This is a genomic window from Streptomyces purpurogeneiscleroticus, from assembly GCF_020024005.1.
GTDB lineage: Bacteria > Actinomycetota > Actinomycetes > Streptomycetales > Streptomycetaceae > Streptomyces > Streptomyces purpurogeneiscleroticus.
Genome location: NZ_NHSG01000390.1, coordinates 19,658 through 38,114 on the forward strand (window position 1 = coordinate 19,658; position 18,457 = coordinate 38,114).

Consider the following 18,457-nt stretch of genomic DNA (forward strand, 5'->3'; position numbering starts at 1 on the left):
GCCGGAGCCGGTCGGCCCGCGGTCACGGCGGGCCCGAGCCGTTCAGCCAGATCGCGCCGTACACCGCCGAGCCCGCCGCGAGGACACCGAGGACCGCGGCGGTGTACCGGGGGCGCCACCGGGCCAGCGCGGCGGCCGGCGGGAGCAGCAGGGGGTACGCCGGCAGCATCAGCCGCGGCTTGGACCCGAAGTAGCCCTTGGCGGTCAGCGCCAGCCCCAGCACCAGGCCGCCGTAGACCAGCAGCGGCACCGGCCGCCCCTGCCGCACGCCGAGCGCGTACAGCCAGAGCACCGCGGCGACGCCCGCGATCAGCGCGAGCGCGGCGGGCCACGCCGGTCCCGTCAGCAGCCGCCAGGTGAAGGCGGCGAAGGCGAGGCCGCCGTCGAAGCCGTTGTTCCAGCCCGCCTGGACGTCGAGGTAGCCGGTGAGGCTGCCCTCGCGGGCGGCCACCCACAGGAAGAAGCCGCACCAGCCGAGCGGGGCGAGCGCCACCCCGGCGAGCAGCCGGCCGTGCTGCCGCCAGGCCACCCGGCCCTCGCGGGACCGCTCGCGCCACAGGTGGAGCGCCGCGGCGGCCCACACGGCCGCGACGACCGCTGCGCCCACCGGCCGGGTCAGCCCGGCCAGCGACGTCAGCACGCCCGCCCAGACCCAGCGGCCGGTCAGTACGGCGTACAGCGCCCAGGCCGCGAGCGCGGTGAAGAGCGCCTCCGAGTACGCCATCGACTGCACGATGCCTATCGGGACCGCCGCCCACAGCGCGGCCAGCGTCACCCCGGCCCGCGGGCCGTGCAGCCGCTCGCCCGTGGCGTACAGCGCCCACGCGGCGGCCACCGAGGCGGCCGCGCTCACCAGCAGCCCGGCACCGGCCGCCGACAGCGGCAGCAGCGCCGAGAGAACGCGCTCCAGCCACGGCAGCAGCGGGAAGAAGGCGAGATTGGAGTGCACCTCGCCGCCGGGCAGCTGGACGGCGTAGCCGTAGCCGTGCTCGGCGACGCGGGTGTACCAGAGCGAGTCCCAGCGGGCCGAAAGGAGCGTCTGCCAGTCCTTGCCGGCCGCTGCCGACCAGGCGGCGAGGACCACGAGGCCCAGCAGACGGATCGCCGCGTACGCCGCCAGGGCGGGCGCGGCACGGCGCAGCGCGGCCCCGGCGCCTCTGCCTGCCGCGGCCGGATCCGCGGTGGCGGAGAAAGCGAGATCGGTCATCAATCCGATTATCCAGGTGGCCGGGGGCCGTGGCGGCACGATGGCCGGATCGGAGCGGGCGCCGGGGGTGCGCCGGTCCGTGGCAGCAGGGGGGTCGCGCCGGTCCGTTCCAGGGGGTGCACGGGTCCCCCGAAGGAGTCGGCGGCGAATGGTAGCCAGTGCCCTGTCCAGTGGGTATGGGAACCACCGGCCCTTGCGATGAGCGTCTCATCGTGAGGTGAGCCATGTGTCCCGCCCGGCGACTCGCGTAGGCTTTCTTCACAACTCGCCCGTGCCGCCGGTTCCCCCGGGGTGTTCGTCGTGCCGTCGTGCGCGGCTGCGAGTGCTCGACAGGAGGTGCGTACATGTCCGGGACGACCACGTCCGGCAAGAAGCGGACGACTGGTGTCACCCGGCATCGCGGCGGCGGCGCGAACCGCTGGACCGTGCTGATCGTGCTCTGCGTCAGCCTGCTGTTCGTCGCCCTGGACACGACGATTCTGTACGTCGCCGTGCCGGCCGTGACCGAGGACCTGCGACCGGGTCCGGTCGAACTGCTCTGGATCGTCGACGTCTATCCGCTCATCGCGGCGTCCCTGCTGATCCTTTTCGGGACGCTCGGCGACAGAGTCGGCAGACGCCGGATACTGCTCTTCGGTTACGGACTCTTCGCGATCGCCTCGGCCGGCGCCGCCCTGGCGCCGAACCCGCAGATCCTCATCGTGGCCAGAGCCCTGCTGGGCGTCGGCGGCGCGATGATCATGCCGGCGACGCTGTCGATCCTGCGCCAGGTCTTCCCCGACCGGCGCGAGCGGGCCGTGGCCATCGGCGTGTGGAGCGCGGTCGCCGCGGTCGGCGCGGCCGTCGGCCCGGTGCTCGGCGGCTTCCTGGTCGAGAACTTCTGGTGGGGCTCGGTCTTCCTCATCAACATCCCGATGATGGCCGTGATGCTGCTGGTCGGCCGCTGGCTGCTGCCGGAGTCCCGGGGCGAGCGGAACGGCCCCTGGGACGTCCTCGGCGCGGTCATCGCGGCGCTCGGCGTGCTCGGCCTGGTGCTCGGCGTGAAGCGGATCGGCAGCGGCGAGCACGTCGTGGGCTGGACGACGCTCTGTCCGATGCTGGTCGGGGTGGTGCTGCTGGCCCTCTTCGTGCACCGGCAGCGACGCCGTGAACACCCCCTGATCGACATGCGGCTCTTCGCCCGCCCGGCCTTCGGCACGTCCGTCGGCTGCATCGTGCTGGCGATGCTGGCCCTGGTCGGACTGCAGCTCATAGCCGTGCAGTACCTCCAGCTCGTGCTCGGCATGAGCCCCCTGGAGACCGGGCTGCGGATGCTGCCACTGGTCTTCGCCGCGATGGCGGCCGGGCTCACCGGCTCGCGGATGCTGCAGGTGCTCGGCCCGCGGGTGATGGTCTCGGCGGGCTTCGTGCTCACCGCCGTCGCGGTGCTGTGCCTGACCGCGCTGGGCACGGAGGACCATCCTTGGCAGCTGTCCGCCGGGTTCGTGCTGCTCGGCTTCGGCTTCCAGTCCACGCTCTTCGGCGCGTACGAGTCGATGCTCAGCGAGGCGCCCGCCGAGGCGTCCGGGGGAGCGGCGGCCATCGGCGAGACCTCCTACCAGCTCGGCGCGGGCATCGGCGTGGCCGTGCTCGGCAGCGTCATGAACGCCGTCTACGCGCCCGGCCTGCACCGCGTCGCCGGTGTGCCGCACCGCGCGAGCCGCGCGGCCGGGCACTCGCTCGGCGAGGCGTACCAGGTGGCCGGCGGCCTCGGGGCGCACGCGCGGCACGCGCTGCGCGAGGCGGCCCGCGCGTCCTTCGTGCACGGTCTGCACGTCACGCTCGTGGCCAGCGCGGTGCTGCTGCTGGTCGGTGCGGCGATCGCGCTGCGGCTGCCGCGGCGGGTGGCCGACGCGACGGAGCGCGCCGACGGGGAAGCGCCGGGTCCGGGCCACGATGCCGAGCCGGCCCCCGCGGCCTCCGGGCGCTGAGCGCCGCCTCTCTTCCTGTGCCGGCCCGGTCGCGGGCCCTCTTGTGGCGCGCCCGTGCGCGTCGTAACGTCTGCCGTGAGCAATAACTACCACTGCTAGTTTTTCGCGCAGCCGCAGGAGGCACATCCTCATGTCCGCATCCACCCTGCCGCCCTTCGACCCGGCCGACCCGCTGGGCATCGACGACCTGCTCACCGACGAGGACAAGGCCGTCCGCGACACGGTCCGCCAGTGGGCCGCCGACCGCGTGCTGCCGCACATCGCCCAGTGGTACGAGGACGGCGAGCTGCCCGGCATCCGGGAGCTGGCCCGCGAGCTCGGCTCCATCGGCGCGCTCGGCATGTCGCTCACCGGCTACGGCTGCGCGGGCGCCTCCGCCGTCCAGTACGGCCTGGCCTGCCTGGAGCTGGAGGCCGCCGACTCCGGCATCCGCTCGCTGGTCTCCGTACAGGGCTCGCTCGCCATGTACGCCATCCGGCGCTTCGGCTCCGAGGAGCAGAAGCAGCAGTGGCTGCCGGGGATGGCGGCCGGCGAGATCATCGGCTGCTTCGGCCTGACCGAGCCCGACCACGGCTCCGATCCCGCGAACATGCGTACCCACGCCAAGCGCGACGGTACGGACTGGGTGCTCAACGGCCGCAAGATGTGGATCACCAACGGCTCGGTGGCCGGCGTCGCGGTCGTCTGGGCGCAGACGGAGGACGGCGTCCGCGGCTTCGTCGTGCCCACCGACGCCCCCGGCTTCTCCGCCCCCGAGATCAAGCACAAGTGGTCGCTGCGCGCCTCGGTCACCAGCGAGCTGGTCCTGGACGACGTACGGCTGCCCGCCGACGCGGTGCTCCCCGAGGTCACCGGGCTGCGCGGGCCGCTCAGCTGCCTCAGCCACGCCCGGTACGGCATCGTCTGGGGCGCGATGGGCGCGGCCCGCGCCAGCTTCGACGCGGCGCTGGAGTACGCGAAGACCCGCGAGCAGTTCGGCAAGCCGATCGGCGGCTTCCAGCTCACCCAGGGCAAGCTCGCCGACATGGCGGTCGAGCTGCACAAGGGCGTCCTGCTCGCGCACCACCTGGGGCGCCGGCTGGACGCGGGGAAGCTCCGCCCGGAGCAGGTCAGCTTCGGCAAGCTCAACAATGTGCGGGAGGCGATCGAGATCTGCCGTACGTCGCGCACGATCCTGGGCGCGAACGGGATCTCGCTGGAGTACCCCGTCATGCGGCACGCGACGAACCTGGAATCGGTGCTCACCTACGAGGGCACCGTGGAGATGCACCAGCTGGTGCTGGGCAAGGCGCTGACGGGGCTCGACGCCTTCCGGGGCTGAGCGGCCGGCGTCCTCTTGCGGACCGGCCTCGGCCGATCCGCAAGAGAACCCTCAGCTCTGATTGAAGAACCCGCCCTGGCGGCCGCGGCCCGTGGCCTCGCCGCCGCTCACGATCCGGTAGTCGGGCGGGGTGAGAAGGAAAACGCGGGTCGCCACGCGCTCGATGGAGCCGCGCAGCCCGAAGGTCAGCCCCGCGGCGAAGTCGACGACGCGCTTGGCGTCGGTGGACTCCATGGCCGTGAGGTTCACGATGACCGGCACACCGGACCGGAAGAGCTCGCCGATCCCGCGGGCGTCCCGGAAGCCGTCCGGCGTGATCGTGGCGATCCGGGTGCCCTGCTGCTGCGCGGTCTGGTCGGCCACCCGCACGCGGGGGTCGGTCACCCAGGAGTTGCCGCCCGTCTGTTCGGCCTCGGACCCCTCGGCGTAGTCGTCGTCGTAGTAACGCTCGTCATCGTTGTCGTCGACGAGGCCAAGCCACGCACTCGCCTTGCGCACCGATCCCATGGACGCCTCCTCTCTCCCGCGGTGTGCTGTCCGCCCCTCTATGGTCGGCCATGACGCGGATGATGTGCCAAGTGGATAGCCGCCGCATGGGGGGTTCGTGACACATCTGGTGCAATGAGGATGGCACAGCGTCAGCTTCGAGGCGACGACCGCGAACTGACTGTGCGAAGGGTGTCACACGGGGTGCGCGCCCCCTTGGCCCCCTCCGGCAGGACAGAGTGAAACATACCGGAAAGAATGGGTCCGCAAGGAGGGGACCAAGGCATATGCGCGCCGACCGGTCAGCCGATGGCCGTCATCCCTTCGCCGGCGGGTTGATCCGGGAGGCGTCGATCGCCGAACTGCTCGTGCCCCACTTCTTCAGGATGCGGTCGTACGTGCCGTCCTTCTGCAGCCGGTTCACCGCGGCCCGGAAAGCAGGCGTGAGCGCGCTGCCCTTCTTGAAGGCGAAACCCACGTCGAGACGCTGGTACTCGTTGAGGAAGCGCAGCCCCTGCTGCTGCCGCACCGCGTAGCGCAGCCCGTTGATGGTGCTCATGACGACATCGCTGCGGCCCTGCTGAAGGGAGATCCACAGCGCGCCCTGGTCGGCGTAGGTCTTCACCTCGTACGGCTGCTCGCCCGCCCGCGCGCACTTCGCGCGGTTCGCCTCCAGCGTCGCTTCGAAGGTCGTGCCCGCCGAGGTCGCCACCGTCCGGCCGCACAGCTGCGTCAGGTCGGTGACCTTCTTCAGCGGGCTGTCGTCGCGGACCGCGAAGCCCTGCCCGTCGTTGATGTACGTGACGAAGTCGACGGTCTTCCGGCGCTCCTTCGTGACGCCGAAATTGCCGGTCCCCAGGTCGTACTTGCCGCTCCCGAGCGCGGGCAGGATCGCTTCGAAGCTCGCCACCTCGCGGTCGATGCGCAGCCCGAGGACCTTCGCCGTGGCGTCGGCGAAGTCGATGTCCTGGCCGGCCACGGTCTTCCCGTCCGGCAGATAGGCCGCGCCGGGCGGCGAGCCGACGCTTGTCGCGAGGGTGAGCGTGCCGCGCTCGCGTACGGCCTCCGGCAGCAGCTTCGCGGCGGCCGGGTCCTGCGCGACGTCCTTGACCACATCGGTGGTGGGGATCTTCTCCTCGGCCGCGCCGGCCGTGTTCGCCGTCTGCTTCGGCGCGGCGCAGGAGGTCAGGGCGAGGGCCGCGGCGGCGAGCAGTACGGCGGCTCCGGTGGCGTTCGGGCTCATGGGTTCCGGGTCTCCAGGGGGTGGGCGGCCGGGAGGTCCTTCTCGAACGGCAGCGGGCCGATCGACTCCGGGTCGGCCGTCAGGTCGAAGAGCGGGCGGTAACCGGCCGCCAGGTACAGGCCCTTGGCCTCCGGCTGCCGGGGCCCGGTGGTCAGATACAGCCGCACGTATCCGCGGCTCGCCGCGTCGGCCTCCAGGACGCGCAGCACCTGCCGGGCCAGGCCCCGGCGGCGGTGTGCCGAGTCGGTCCAGATGCGCTTGAGTTCGGCGGTGGTGGCGTCGTACCGGCGGTACGCGCCGCCGGCCACCGGGCGGCCGCTCTCCAGGAGCAGGAGGAACGCGCCGCCGGGCGGGGCGAATTCCTCCGGTGGGTACTCCCGGTCCAGGTCCACGGGTTTTTGGTAGCGGGTGCTGTATTCGTGCGTCAGATCCGCCAGCAGAGGGCGGGCGAGCGGGTCGGTGACCGTGGTGTGACGCACCGTCAGGTCAGTGTTCGTCATTGTCGTGGCGCCGAAGCGCATGGCGTTGCGCCCTTCTTCGAGCAGGCCGAAGGAACAGGGGAAGAGCGGGAGAAGTGCGCCGAGGGGAGGCGCGGAAAAGTGTGTGAAGGCGCGGCGGGATCAGCGAAGACGGATCAGAACCGCGAAACGGCCCGGCCGGAGGAGGCGGCGGGCGGGCAGGGGGTCAGCTCAACAGGACGACGACCACACTCGACCGAAGTCGATGTGGTCGCGTGTGACCAGCCGCTGCCATGAGTACATGCGGCCAAGTGGAGCAGGCATCCGTTTCTGCGTCAACTGCCTCTGAGATTCGATTCTCGGAGTATGGACAGGGTTGACAGCGCGCGGTACCCACGTCATAGCCTCAAGGACCGGCCGTGCTGAGGGGCGCGACCGGTTCTCGAGCCTGTGTGAAGGCGCTCAACTCCCGTGTTCGATCTCTGCATCCACGGAGCCTTCGCATGCCTTCCGTACAGCCGGCCTCCGGCACCCTCGACACCCCTGCCCCGGCACCGCCGCCCGTGAGATCCGGCGCCGCCGAGGCGCCCCGCATCGTCCCGCGCCGCCGCACCGGCCAATGGGCCGCCGCCGCCCTCGTCCTGGCGCTGCTCGCGCTCGCCGCCACCTCCGTCGTCCGCAACGACGCGTTCCAGTGGGACGTGGTCGCCGGGTACTTCCTCACCACCGCCGTGCTGCGCGGCCTCGGCCTCACGCTCTGGCTCACCGCGCTGGTCATGGTGCTCGGCTTCGCGCTCGGCACGCTGCTCGCCGCGATGCGGCTGTCCGCCAACCCCGTGCTCAGAGGCGTCGCGTGGGGCTACGTCTGGCTGTTCCGGTCCATGCCGATCCTGGTGCAGCTGCTGTTCTGGTTCAACATCGGAGCGCTGTACCCGCACATCCTCGGCGTCAGGACCGTCAACCTCCTCGGACCGCTCACCGTCGCCCTCATCGGCCTCACCCTGCACGAGGCCGCGTACGCCGCCGAGGTCGTCCGCGGCGGCATCCTCTCCGTCGACCGCGGCCAGCTGGAGGCCGCGCAGTCCCTCGGCCTGAGCCGGTGGCGCCGCGGTCTGCGGATCGTGCTGCCGCAGGCGATGCGCTCGATCGTGCCGCCCGCCGGGAACATGCTGATCGGCACCCTCAAGGGCACCTCGATCGTCAGCGTCATCGCCGTCCAGGACCTGCTGTACTCCGTCCAGTTGGTCTACCACCGCACCTACCAGGTCATCCCGCTGCTGCTGGTCGCCACCCTCTGGTACGTACTGATCACCTCGCTGCTCAGCGTGGGCCAGTACTACGTCGAGCGGCACTACGGGCGCGGCGCGGAGCGCACCCGATGAGGCCGTCCCTGGTGATCGTGGGAGCCGGGCCGCGGGGGACCGGACTGCTGGAGCGGATCGCCGCCAACGCCGCGGAGCTGTACGGCGACCGGGAGCTGGACATCCACCTCGTCGACCCGCACCCGCCCGGCGGCGGCCGGATCTGGCGGCACGACCAGTCCCCGCTGCTGTGGATGAACTCCACCGCCGAGGACGTCACGATGTTCACCGACGACTCGGTGGAGATGGCCGGGCCGGTCCGCCCGGGGCCCACGCTGGCCGGCTGGGCGCAGCAGGTCAGGGACGGCGCCGTCGACGTGGCGCCCGGCCTGGCGGACGCGGCCGGTGCGCTCGGGCCGCGGGACTTCGCCGGCCGCCGGCTGCAGAGCGGCTACCTGGAGTGGGTGTACGCGCGGACGGTCGCGGAGCTGCCGCCGGGCGTCGCCGTGCACGAGCACCGGCAGCGCGCCGTCCGCGTCGCGGGCCCGCGCGACGGCCGCCAGCAGGTCTGGCTGGCGGGCCGCCCCGCCCCGCTCGTCGCCGACCTCGTCGTGCTCACCCTCGGCCACCTCGGCGCCGAACCACCGCCGGAACAGCGGGCGCTGGCCGCCTTCGCCGCCGAGCGCGGACTGACGTATCTGCCGCCGGACTTCACCGCCGACAGCGATCTGTCCGGGCTGCGGGCGGGCGAACCGGTACTGGTGCGGGGCATGGGCCTGGCCTTCGTCGACCTGATGATCCTGCTCACCGAGGGCCGTGGCGGCCGCTACCTGACCCGGCCCGACGGGGAGCTCGCGTATCTGCCCTCGGGCGAGGAGCCGGTGCTGTACGCCGGGTCGCGGCGCGGCGTGCCGTACCACTCCAAGATCGGGTACGGCTGGACGGGCGAACGGCCGCCGCTGCCGCGGTTCTTCGGGCCGGCGGAGGTGGACGCGCTGCTCGCCCGGCCCGGCGGTGCGGACTTCACCCGGGACGTGTGGCCGCTGATCGCCAAGGAGCTGGGATTCGCCCACTACCACCGGCTGTTCACCGCCCACCCGGAGCGCACGGCCGTCCACTGGACCGACTTCGAGGAGAAGTACGCGGCCACCGACTTCGGCAGCGCCGCCCTGCAGGCCCTGGTCGCCGCCTCCGTGCCCGATCCCGCCGACCGCCTCGACCTCGAAGCGCTCGACCACCCGCTGGACGGCGTGCGCTTCGGCAGCGAGGCGGCGCTCCAGGACGGCCTGCGCGCATACATCCAGGCCGACCTGGACCGTCGCCACGACCCGGCATACAGCCCCGACCAGGCCGTCTTCCTCGCGCTGCTCTCCGTCTACGGGCAGCTGACCCGGATCGGCGACCGCGGCCCGTGGTGGCACGGCTTCTTCAGCTACCTCGCCTCCGGGCCGCCCGGGCCCCGGCTGCGGCAGCTGCTCGCGCTCTCCCGGGCCGGCGTCGTGAAGTTCCTCGGCGCCGACGTCTCGGTCACCGCTGACGCGGAGAGCGGCCGCTTCCGGGCGCGCAGTGCGAGCCTGCCCGGCGCCGAGGTCACCGCCCGCGCGCTGGTCGAGGCCCGGCTCCCCGAACCCTCCGTCGTACACAGCCGGGACGCGCTGCTGCGCGGCCTGTACGCCGACGGGGCCGCTGCCACGCCCGGCGGACTGCTGCGCGTGGACGTCGCGGACGGCCGGGTCCTGGACCGTACCGGCCGGGCCCATCCGCGCCGCTTCGCGCTCGGCCCGCACACCGACGCGCGCGCCTCCGGGGCCTTCACCCGCCCCGGTACCAACGCCCCCTCCTTCCGCCAGAACGACGCCACGGCGCGCACCCTGCTCACCTTTCTCGCCGCCCGCACGACCAAGGACTCCCATGCCGCTGACCAGTGACGCACCCGCCGCCGACGCCCCGGAGCGCGCCGCGCCGCAGAGCGCCGACCCCCCTGCCCTGAAGGTGGTACCGGTACGCCACCCGGCGCGCTGGGTGGCCATCGCCCTCACCGCCGTACTGCTCGCCCAGTTCGTGCACGGCCTGGTCACCAACCCCGGCTGGGAGTGGGGGGTGTTCGCGCAGTTCTTCACCACGGAGACGATCCTGCGCGCGGTGGGCACCACCCTCCAACTGACCCTCTACGGCACCGCGCTGGGCTTTCTGCTCGGCCTGGTACTGGCCTTCATGCGGCTGTCGGACAGCCCGTTCCTGAAGGCGGTGGCGGCCGGCTACATCTGGGTGTTCCGCGCGGTCCCGCTCATCGTCCAGCTGCTGTTCTGGTTCAACCTCGCCTACCTCTACAAGCGGATCGACATCGGCATCCCGTTCGGCCCCGGCTTCCTCTCCTTCGAGACGGTCAACCTGGTCGGCGCCATGAGCGCGGCCGTCCTCGGGCTCGCCCTGCACCAGGCCGCCTACGCGGCGGAGATCGTGCGCGGCGGCGTCCTCGCCGTGGACAGCGGCCAGCTCGCGGCCGCCGCCGCGCTCGGCATTCCCCGGCTGCGCCAACTGCGGCGCATCGTGCTGCCCCAGGCCATGCGCGCGATCCTGCCGAACGCCGCCAACGAGGTCATCTCCCTCTTCAAGGGCACCTCGATCGTCTCCGTCATGGCGATCGGCGAACTCTTCTACCAGGTCCAGGTCGTCTACGGCCGCAACGGCCGGGTCGTGCCCCTGCTGATGGTCGCCACCGTCTGGTACGTCCTGCTCACCGGCGCCCTCTCCGTACTCCAGCACTACATCGAACGACACTTCGCAAAGGGGGCCACGCGATGACCGCGATGGTCGACATCAGGTCCGTGACCAAGAGCTTCGGGTCCGTGGAGGTGCTGCGCGGCATCGACCTCACTGTCCGGACCGGCGAGGTCACCGTCGTACTCGGCCCGTCCGGGTCCGGCAAGTCCACACTGCTGCGGACCGTCAACCATCTGGAGAAGGTGGACAGCGGCCAGGTCAGTGTGGACGGCGCGCTGGTCGGGTACCGGCGCTCCGGCAACAAGCTGTACGAGTTGCGCGAGCGCGAGATCCTCAAGCAGCGCACACACATCGGCTTCGTCTTCCAGAACTTCCATCTCTTCCCGCATCTGACCGTGCGGGAGAACATCACCGAGGCACCCGTCTCGGCCCTGAAGAAGTCCCGGAAGGACGCCGAGGCCACAGCGCGGCGGCTGCTCGAACGCGTCGGCCTCGCCGACAAGGCCGACGCCTACCCCAAGCAGCTCTCCGGCGGCCAGCAGCAGCGGGTGGCCATCGCCCGCGCCCTCGCCCTGGAACCGAAGCTGCTGCTCTTCGACGAGCCGACCTCGGCGCTCGACCCGGAGCTGGTGGGCGAGGTCCTCGACGTCATCAAGGACCTCGCGCACCAGGGCACCACGATGATCGTCGTCACTCACGAGATCGGCTTCGCCCGCGAGGTCGCCGACACCGTCGTCTTCATGGACGAGGGGCGCATCGTCGAACAGGGCCCGCCCTCCCAGGTACTCGACGCGCCGCGCCACGCGCGCACCAAAGCCTTCCTCTCCAAGGTCCTCTGACATGCCACGCACCAGAAGGAGCACGCCCGTGAACCGCCGCCGCGCCCTGACCGCCGCCCTCGCGCTCACCGCCGGATTGCTGCTGCTGAGCGCCTGCGGGAAGGGCGAGGCGGCGCCGCTGGACGCCCCGCCCGGAGGCGGCGGCAACAGCAAGTTGAAGATCAACACCGGCCCGGACCAGAATCGCATCCACGTCGGGAAGGACCCGAAGATCGCCGCACAGGTGCCCGCCGAAGTTCGCGAGCGCGGCACCCTCCAGTTCGGCCTGAGCACCGGCAGCAACCCGCCGCTGGGCTTCTACGCCACCGACGACCGCACCCTGATCGGCGTCGAACGGGACCTCGCCACCCTCGTCGCCGACACGCTGGGCCTCACGCCCCGCTTCCACGCGCTGTCGTGGGAGAACCTCTTCGTCGGTCTGGACAGCGGCAAGCTCGACGGCGTCCTCTCCAACGTCACCGTCACCGAGGAACGCAAGGAGAAGTACGACTTCGCCACCTACCGGCTGGACGAACTGGCCATGGAGGCCCGCAAGGGCAGCCACTGGAAGGTGCGCGGCGCGGCGGACGTCGCGGGCAAGAAGATCGCCGTCGGCTCCGGCACCAACCAGGAGAAGATCCTCGTGGACTGGAGCGAGGAGAACGAGAAGGCGGGCCGCAAGCCGGTCGACATCAAGTACTACCAGAACACCTCCGACTACTACCTCGCCCTCCAGTCCGGCCGCATCGACGCCTACTTCGGGCCCAACCCGACCTCCGCGTACCACGTCGCGACCGCCGGACAGACCGAGATCGTCGGCACCTTCTCCGGCGGCGGCGACCAGGTGCAGGGCAAGATCGCCGCCACCACGAAGAAGGGCAACGGGCTGGTCGGGCCCTATGCCGCGGCGCTCCAGCACGTCATCGACAACGGCGCCTACAAGAAGGTGCTCGCCCGCTGGGGCCTGGAGAACGAGGCCGTGCGGAAGTCGGAGATCAACCCGCGCGGACTGCCCAGGACCGCGCGATGACCACACCGGATCCTGTCCGCCGCAACGGAAGGGGCACACTCATGTCCGTATCCCAGCGGCTGCCGCACCTCGCGGTCGCCCTCGACACCCCTGACGCGCCGGGCCCGTTCGACGCCGCGCACTACGTACGCCTCGCCCGGCTCGCCGAGCGCGGAGCCCTCGACTTCGTCACGCTCGGCGACACCTTCGCCCGGCCGGGACCGGACGCCCTCGCCGTACTGGCCCGGGTCGCGCCGCACACGGAACACATCGGCCTGGTCCCGACGGTGACCACCACCCACACCGAGCCGTTCCACGTCGCCACCGCCGTGCAGACCCTGGACTGGGTGAGCCGCGGCCGGGCCGGCTGGCGGGCCGACGTGTCGCGCACCCCGGCCGAGGCCGCGCTCTTCGGGCGCCGCCCGGCAGCGCCCGCCGACGCGCTGTGGCGGGAGGCCGCCGACGTGGCCGACGTGGCGGGGCGGCTGTGGGACAGCTGGGAGGACGACGCGGAGATCCGGGACGCCGCGACCGGCCGATTCATCGACCGCGGCAAGCTGCACTACGTCGACTTCCGCGGCACCTCGTCCACCGGCGAGCCGTTCACCGTACGCGGTCCCTCCATCGTTCCCCGGCCCCCGCAGGGCCGGCCCGTCATCGTCGTCGACGCCACCGAGGACGCGGCCCGGGAGACCGCGGCGGCCCGCGCCGACGTCGCGCTGGTCCGCGCGGAGGACCCCGACACCGCGGCGACGGTCCGTGCCGAACTGCGCGCCCGTGCAGAGGAGTGGGGGCGGGTTCCCGACCGGCTGCGGGTGCTGGCCTCGCTGCCGGTCGAGCTGTCGGCGCCGGGGGACGCGGCCGGGCTCGCCGAGCTGCTCACCGACTGGCACACCACCGAAGCGGCCGACGGCTTCCACCTCCGGCCCGCCGATCCCGAACGCGATCTCGCCCACCTCGTCGAGGGCACGGTCCCCGTACTCCGCCGGCGCGGCCTGCTGCGCCGCTCCTACCCGGGCGCCACCCTGCGCGACCACCTCGGGCTGGAGCGCCCGGTCAGCCGCTACGCCGCCGTCCGCACCGGAGAGGCATCCTGATGACCACCTCCCGTACCCCTGCACGCAAGCGGCTGCACCTGGCCGCCCACTTCCCGGGTGTGAACAACACAACGGTCTGGCAGGACCCCAGGTCCCAGTCCCAGATCGACTTCGCTTCCTTCGTGCACCTGGCCCGCACCGCCGAACGCGGCCTGTTCGACTTCTTCTTCCTCGCCGAAGGGCTGCGGCTGCGCGAGCACAAGGGCCGCATCCACGACCTGGACGTGGTGGGCAGGCCCGAGTCGCTCACCGTGCTGAACGCGCTGGCCGCGGTCACCGAACGGCTGGGCCTGGCCGCCACCGTCAACGCGACCTTCAACGAGCCGTACGAACTGGCCCGCAGGCTCGCCACGCTGGACCACCTCAGCGACGGCCGGGCCGCCTGGAACGTGGTCACCTCCTCCGACGCGTTCACGGGTGAGAATTTCCGGCGGGGCGGCTATCTGGACCACGCGGACCGCTACACCCGGGCCGCCGAATTCGTCGCCACCGCACGCGAGTTGTGGGACTCCTGGTCCGAGGACGGGACGCCCCGCCCATTCGCGCACAGTGGGCAGCACTTCGACATCCATGGCGAATTCACCGTGCCGCGCAGCCCGCAGGGCCACCCCGTCGTCATCCAGGCCGGGGACTCCCCGGCGGGCCGGGACTTCGCCGCCTCCTCCGCCGACGTGATCTTCACCCGGCACGGCACGCTGGAGGCGGGCCGCGCCTTCTCCGCCGACGTCAAGGGGCGGCTGGCCGCGCACGGCCGTACGCACGACTCGCTGAAGATCATGCCGGGCGTCACCTTCGTGCTCGGCGACACCGCGGCCGAGGCCCAGGAGAAGGCCCACCACATCCGCCGCCAGCAGGTTTCTCCGCAGAACGCGCTGCTCACCGCGGGACAGGTCTGGGGCGTGGACCTCTCCCACCTCGACCCCGACGGCCCGCTCCCCGACTTCGACCCCGAGCCCGATCCCAAGCTCACCCAGGGGCGGACCCGGCTCGGCGACCCCCAGGAGATCGCCGACCGCTGGCGCGCGCTCTCCGGGGCCAAGGGGCTGTCCCTCCGCGAGACCGTCATCGAGGCGACCGGCCGGCAGTCCTTCATCGGCACTCCGGAGACGGTCGCGGCCGAGATGGACGCCTTCGTGACCGCCGGCGCGGCCGACGGCTTCATCCTCGTACCGCATCTCACCCCCGGCGGCCTGGACGAGTTCGTGGACCGGGTCGTACCGCTGCTGCAGGAGCGCGGCGCGTTCCGTACGGAGTACGAGGGCGGCACGCTCCGCTCCCACCTGGGACTGCCGAGGCCCGCGGCGCGCCCGGTATGGAAGGGTTGATGACCATGAGCACGGAAGCAGAGAAGGACTGGCGGGCCTGGCACGCCGAGCGCGAGCGGACCGTCTCCGGACCGACCGGCCCCCTGGCGCTGACCGGCACGTACTGGCTCGCCGACCGGCCCGGCGGCCGCATCGAGGGGGTACCGGGACGGTGGGCCGAGGACGGTGACGCGGTCCTTCTGACCGCCGGAGCCGAGGACGGGCTGCGGGTGGACGGCGTACCGCTCGACGGCGAGGCGCGCCTCGGTGCGGACAGCGGTCCGGAGACGGCCCGCGTCACGCACGGCGACCGGCGGCTGGTGGTCCTGCGGCGCGAGGGCCTGTGGGCCGTCCGCGTCTTCGACCCGCACTCCGAGGCGCTGCGCGCCTTCGCCGGGATCGACGCCTTCCCGTACGACGCGCGGTGGCGGCTGACCGGCCGGTTCCGCCCGTACGAGCAGGGGCGCACGGTCCAGGTGCCGAACGCCGACGGCCGGGAGCGGGGCCTCGGCCTCGGCGGCGAACTCGCCTTCACCGTCGACGGCGAGGAGCACATCCTGCAGGCCGCGGTGGAGCCCGACGGCTCGCTGTGGGCCGTGCTCGCGGACGCCACCAGCGGCATCGAGAGCTACCGATTCCGGTTCCTGCGGCCGCCCGCGCCCGCCGCCGACGGCACCGTCACCGTCGATCTCAACCGCACCCTGCTGCCGCCCTGCGCCTTCGCGGACCACTTCATCTGCCCGTTCCCGCCGCCGGGCAACACCCTCCCGTTCGCGCTGCGCGCCGGAGAACGGCAGCTCAGCGGCGGATGAGGCGCCCGGCCCCGCCGCGCAGGAACCGGATCGGCGGGCCGCACGTCGAAGATCCGACCGAGGGGGTCGGAACGACGGCCCCGGCAGCAGGTAACCGCGCTGCCGGGGCCATCCGTCATGCCCCGGACCGGAAACAGCCTCTTGCGCACCGCGCCCGGACACTCCAGACTCCCGTCTCAGCGCTTGTCAGGGGCACGTGGAAAACGGAACCCGTGCTGCCTGGCTGCGCCTCACGGGCCGCCCACAGGCGACCCCCGATTCCCCTCGGAGGAAGAAGTGAGGAACGAGCGCACCACCCCCCGCAGCGGCGTCACCAGACGCACCCGGCTGATCGCCGTGGCGTCCGGCCTTCTCGTCGCAGGCGCAGTGGCCGTACCCAGTGCCAGCGCCGACGTGCAACCGGCCACCACGTTCAGTGCCACGCAGCTGTCCGCGGCCGACGACTCGGTCCGCGCGGCCGACGTCGCCGGTACCGCATGGCGGGTCGACAAGGCGACGAACAAGGTCGTCGTCACGGTCGACAAGACCGTTTCCCAGGCCGAGATAGCGAAGATCAAGAAGGCGGCGGGCGTGAACGCCAGCGCCCTCAGCTTCGAGCGCACGGCCGGGAAGTTCGAGAAGTACATATCGGGCGGCGACGCGATCTACACGTCCGGCTCGCGCTGCTCCCTGGGCTTCAACGTCCGCAACAGCAGCGGCACCTACTACGCCCTCACCGCAGGCCACTGCACCGAGGGCAGCTCGTCATGGACCACCGGCAGCGGCGCGCTGATCGGCCCGACCGCCGGCTCCAGCTTCCCCGGCAACGACTACGGCATCATCAAGTACACCGGCTCCGTCTCGCACGAGGGCACCGTCGGCGGCCAGGACATCACCAGCGCCGGCACCCCGTCCGTCGGTCAGACCGTCACCCGCCGCGGTTCCACCACCGGCACCCACAGCGGCCGCGTCACCGCCCTGAACGCGACCGTCAACTACGGCGGCGGCGACGTCGTCTACGGCATGATCCAGACCACGGTCTGCGCCGAGCCCGGCGACAGCGGCGGCCCGCTGTACTCCGGCACCAAGGCGCTCGGCCTGACCTCCGGCGGCAGCGGCAACTGCTCCTCCGGCGGCACCACGTTCTTCCAGCCGGTCACCGAGGCGCTGAGCGCCTACGGCGTCAGCGTGTACTGAGCACGCACGCCCCGGCCCTTCCCCATGGCCGGATGAGTGTTCTCGGCACTCCGCACGTACTGAGGAATACTGCGCCACTGGACTGCAGCCAGCAGCAGTAGGCCCCCGCTCGCCGCGGCGAGCGGGGGCCCTTTGACGTGCGGCCGGCGTGCGGCTGACGTGCGGCGCCCGCCCGGGACTCGACCGCTCCGGCAACCGGGCATACCGTGTAACTACGTGCGACTCGGACGGCTGGGCAGCTCTGTCTAGGGGGCCGTGATGGTCGAGGAACTGGTCACCACCGGCGTGGCGCTGGCCGCGGCGGGCGCGGTGTACGTCATGGCGGCGGCCCGCGTGGTCAAGCAGTACGAACGCGGTGTGGTGCTGCGGCTCGGGCGGCTGGCCTCATCCGTACGCGAACCGGGATTCACCATGATCGTCCCGGTCGTCGACCGGATGCGCAAGGTCAACATGCAGATCGTCACGATGCCGGTGCCGGCCCAGGAGGGCATCACCCGCGACAACGTCACGGTCCGGGTGGACGCGGTGGTCTACTTCAAGGTCGTGGACGCCGCCGACGCGGTCATCCGCGTCGAGGACTACCGCTTCGCCGTCTCCCAGGTGGCCCAGACCTCGCTGCGTTCGATCATCGGCAAGAGCGACCTGGACGATCTGCTCTCCAACCGGGAGAAGCTCAACCAGGGCCTGGAAGTCATGATCGACAGCCCCGCGCTGGGCTGGGGCGTGCAGATCGACCGGGTGGAGATCAAGGACGTCTCGCTGCCGGAGACCATGAAACGGTCGATGGCCCGGCAGGCGGAGGCGGCCCGCGACCGGCGGGCCCGGGTGATCAACGCCGACGCCGAGCTGCAGGCGTCCAAGAAGCTGGCCGAGGCCGCCCAGCAGATGTCCGACCAGCCCGCCGCGCTGCAACTGCGGCTGCTGCAGACCGTCGTCGCGGTCGCGGCGGAGAAGAATTCCACGCTCGTCCTGCCCTTCCCCGTCGAACTGCTCCGCTTCCTGGAGCGCTCCGGCCTCCAGGCCAAGGCGCAGACGGAGGCGTACGAGCGGGCGCGGGGCGGGAACGGCGGCCGGGCGCCGGAGCCCGAGGACGCGCGCCCGGAAGAGCCGCGCAGCGAACGCGTGACGCGGGAGGACGTGCCCAGGGAGGCCGTGGGCCGCGAGAAGATCCCGCTGGACGCGGCGGAGGAGGAGCTGCCCGGCCTCGAACTGCCGGGGGTGGAGGTCCCGGGCGTCGAGATTCCGGAGGTGGAGGTGCCCGAGGTCGAGGGGGCGCCGCGGGACGAGGCACCGCGGGACGGCACCGCGAAGTGACGCGGTGACCGCGTGACGCGTGGGGGAGCGCGGGAGCGTCAGCGTCACTGCGCGCTGAGTCACTGCGCGCTGATCATCTGCTGTTCACCGTGTGTGCTCTATACCGGACAGGGGAGGGGCATGCACGGATATCGGTGTGCAGAAACCGTGGACGAACGGTGAATCGTCGTACGCAAGACCGGAACCCGGTCTTGTGCGCGCCTGTGACGGGTGGGAA

The 18,457-nt window shown here is 72.0% G+C and carries 16 protein-coding genes; 12 read left to right on the top strand and 4 right to left on the bottom strand.

The window, feature by feature from the left end; all coding sequences use genetic code 11:
* Window positions 1-22 precede the first annotated feature (22 nt).
* Window positions 23-1,207 (bottom strand): glycosyltransferase family 39 protein, encoded by a 1,185-nt coding sequence (locus CCS38_RS28520; RefSeq protein ID WP_223736210.1) that lies wholly within the window; start codon window positions 1,205-1,207, stop codon window positions 23-25.
* A gap of 344 nt (window positions 1,208-1,551) precedes the next feature.
* Here CCS38_RS28520 and CCS38_RS28525 point away from each other — a divergent pair, with 344 nt between their 5' ends.
* Together CCS38_RS28525 and CCS38_RS28530 are read left to right on the top strand one after the other, a co-directional pair.
* On the top strand, window positions 1,552-3,177 hold the full coding sequence (locus CCS38_RS28525; protein ID WP_223736211.1) for an MFS transporter: 1,626 nt from the start codon (window positions 1,552-1,554) through the stop codon (window positions 3,175-3,177).
* A gap of 130 nt (window positions 3,178-3,307) precedes the next feature.
* Entirely contained in the window at window positions 3,308-4,498 is a 1,191-nt protein-coding gene (locus tag CCS38_RS28530) for an acyl-CoA dehydrogenase family protein (protein WP_223736212.1), read from the top strand.
* 51 nt (window positions 4,499-4,549) lie between these two features.
* Here CCS38_RS28530 and CCS38_RS28535 read toward each other — a convergent pair whose 3' ends face one another.
* The 3 genes from CCS38_RS28535 to CCS38_RS28545 all read right to left on the bottom strand — a co-directional run bounded on the left by CCS38_RS28535 (window position 4,550) and on the right by CCS38_RS28545 (window position 6,727).
* On the bottom strand, window positions 4,550-5,005 hold the full coding sequence (locus CCS38_RS28535) for a cell division protein SepF (protein WP_223736213.1): 456 nt from the start codon (window positions 5,003-5,005) through the stop codon (window positions 4,550-4,552).
* A 295-nt stretch (window positions 5,006-5,300) separates the two neighbouring features.
* Window positions 5,301-6,227, bottom strand: coding sequence for an ABC transporter substrate-binding protein (locus CCS38_RS28540; RefSeq protein ID WP_223736214.1), 927 nt, complete (start codon window positions 6,225-6,227; stop codon window positions 5,301-5,303).
* Window positions 6,224-6,727, bottom strand: coding sequence for a GNAT family N-acetyltransferase (locus CCS38_RS28545; protein WP_223736215.1), 504 nt, complete (start codon window positions 6,725-6,727; stop codon window positions 6,224-6,226). Before CCS38_RS28545 ends, CCS38_RS28540 begins: the two co-directional genes overlap by 4 nt.
* Window positions 6,728-7,188: 461 nt before the next feature.
* On the opposite strand from CCS38_RS28545, the gene CCS38_RS28550 reads away from it, so the two are divergent.
* The 10 genes from CCS38_RS28550 to CCS38_RS28595 all read left to right on the top strand — a co-directional run bounded on the left by CCS38_RS28550 (window position 7,189) and on the right by CCS38_RS28595 (window position 18,240).
* On the top strand, window positions 7,189-8,067 hold the full coding sequence (locus tag CCS38_RS28550) for an amino acid ABC transporter permease (protein WP_223736216.1): 879 nt from the start codon (window positions 7,189-7,191) through the stop codon (window positions 8,065-8,067).
* Entirely contained in the window at window positions 8,064-9,914 is a 1,851-nt protein-coding gene (locus CCS38_RS28555; protein WP_223736217.1) for an FAD/NAD(P)-binding protein, read from the top strand. The genes CCS38_RS28550 and CCS38_RS28555 overlap by 4 nt, the downstream gene beginning before the upstream one ends.
* On the top strand, window positions 9,898-10,791 hold the full coding sequence (locus CCS38_RS28560; protein ID WP_223736218.1) for an amino acid ABC transporter permease: 894 nt from the start codon (window positions 9,898-9,900) through the stop codon (window positions 10,789-10,791). The genes CCS38_RS28555 and CCS38_RS28560 overlap by 17 nt, the downstream gene beginning before the upstream one ends.
* Window positions 10,788-11,549: an amino acid ABC transporter ATP-binding protein gene (locus CCS38_RS28565; protein WP_308050888.1), complete on the top strand. Its 762-nt coding sequence runs from the start codon at window positions 10,788-10,790 to the stop codon at window positions 11,547-11,549. Before CCS38_RS28560 ends, CCS38_RS28565 begins: the two co-directional genes overlap by 4 nt.
* A 28-nt stretch (window positions 11,550-11,577) precedes the next feature.
* On the top strand, window positions 11,578-12,558 hold the full coding sequence (locus CCS38_RS28570; protein WP_223736219.1) for an ABC transporter substrate-binding protein: 981 nt from the start codon (window positions 11,578-11,580) through the stop codon (window positions 12,556-12,558).
* Window positions 12,559-12,599: 41 nt separating this feature from the next.
* Window positions 12,600-13,634 carry an LLM class flavin-dependent oxidoreductase gene (locus CCS38_RS28575; RefSeq protein WP_223736220.1) on the top strand — a complete coding sequence of 345 codons (1,035 nt, stop codon included), beginning with the start codon at window positions 12,600-12,602 and terminating at the stop codon, window positions 13,632-13,634.
* On the top strand, window positions 13,634-14,959 hold the full coding sequence (locus tag CCS38_RS28580) for an NtaA/DmoA family FMN-dependent monooxygenase (protein WP_223736221.1): 1,326 nt from the start codon (window positions 13,634-13,636) through the stop codon (window positions 14,957-14,959). Before CCS38_RS28575 ends, CCS38_RS28580 begins: the two co-directional genes overlap by 1 nt.
* 5 nt (window positions 14,960-14,964) lie before the next feature.
* Window positions 14,965-15,750: a DUF1684 domain-containing protein gene (locus CCS38_RS28585; RefSeq protein ID WP_223736222.1), complete on the top strand. Its 786-nt coding sequence runs from the start codon at window positions 14,965-14,967 to the stop codon at window positions 15,748-15,750.
* A gap of 276 nt (window positions 15,751-16,026) precedes the next feature.
* Window positions 16,027-16,926, top strand: coding sequence for a S1 family peptidase (locus CCS38_RS28590; protein ID WP_223736223.1), 900 nt, complete (start codon window positions 16,027-16,029; stop codon window positions 16,924-16,926).
* 258 nt (window positions 16,927-17,184) lie between these two features.
* Window positions 17,185-18,240, top strand: a complete 1,056-nt coding sequence (locus tag CCS38_RS28595) for a slipin family protein (RefSeq protein ID WP_223736224.1) — start codon at window positions 17,185-17,187, stop codon at window positions 18,238-18,240.
* Window positions 18,241-18,457: the final 217 nt, after the last annotated feature.

Coding starts and splice junctions, on each gene's coding strand:
- CCS38_RS28520 (WP_223736210.1), bottom strand. CDS start 1,207: ATGACCGATCTCGCTTTCTCCGCCACCGCGGATCCGGCCGCGGCAGGC.
- CCS38_RS28525 (WP_223736211.1), top strand. CDS start 1,552: ATGTCCGGGACGACCACGTCCGGCAAGAAGCGGACGACTGGTGTCACC.
- CCS38_RS28530 (WP_223736212.1), top strand. CDS start 3,308: ATGTCCGCATCCACCCTGCCGCCCTTCGACCCGGCCGACCCGCTGGGC.
- CCS38_RS28535 (WP_223736213.1), bottom strand. CDS start 5,005: ATGGGATCGGTGCGCAAGGCGAGTGCGTGGCTTGGCCTCGTCGACGAC.
- CCS38_RS28540 (WP_223736214.1), bottom strand. CDS start 6,227: ATGAGCCCGAACGCCACCGGAGCCGCCGTACTGCTCGCCGCCGCGGCC.
- CCS38_RS28545 (WP_223736215.1), bottom strand. CDS start 6,727: ATGACGAACACTGACCTGACGGTGCGTCACACCACGGTCACCGACCCG.
- CCS38_RS28550 (WP_223736216.1), top strand. CDS start 7,189: ATGCCTTCCGTACAGCCGGCCTCCGGCACCCTCGACACCCCTGCCCCG.
- CCS38_RS28555 (WP_223736217.1), top strand. CDS start 8,064: ATGAGGCCGTCCCTGGTGATCGTGGGAGCCGGGCCGCGGGGGACCGGA.
- CCS38_RS28560 (WP_223736218.1), top strand. CDS start 9,898: ATGCCGCTGACCAGTGACGCACCCGCCGCCGACGCCCCGGAGCGCGCC.
- CCS38_RS28565 (WP_308050888.1), top strand. CDS start 10,788: ATGACCGCGATGGTCGACATCAGGTCCGTGACCAAGAGCTTCGGGTCC.
- CCS38_RS28575 (WP_223736220.1), top strand. CDS start 12,600: ATGTCCGTATCCCAGCGGCTGCCGCACCTCGCGGTCGCCCTCGACACC.
- CCS38_RS28580 (WP_223736221.1), top strand. CDS start 13,634: ATGACCACCTCCCGTACCCCTGCACGCAAGCGGCTGCACCTGGCCGCC.
- CCS38_RS28585 (WP_223736222.1), top strand. CDS start 14,965: ATGAGCACGGAAGCAGAGAAGGACTGGCGGGCCTGGCACGCCGAGCGC.
- CCS38_RS28595 (WP_223736224.1), top strand. CDS start 17,185: ATGGTCGAGGAACTGGTCACCACCGGCGTGGCGCTGGCCGCGGCGGGC.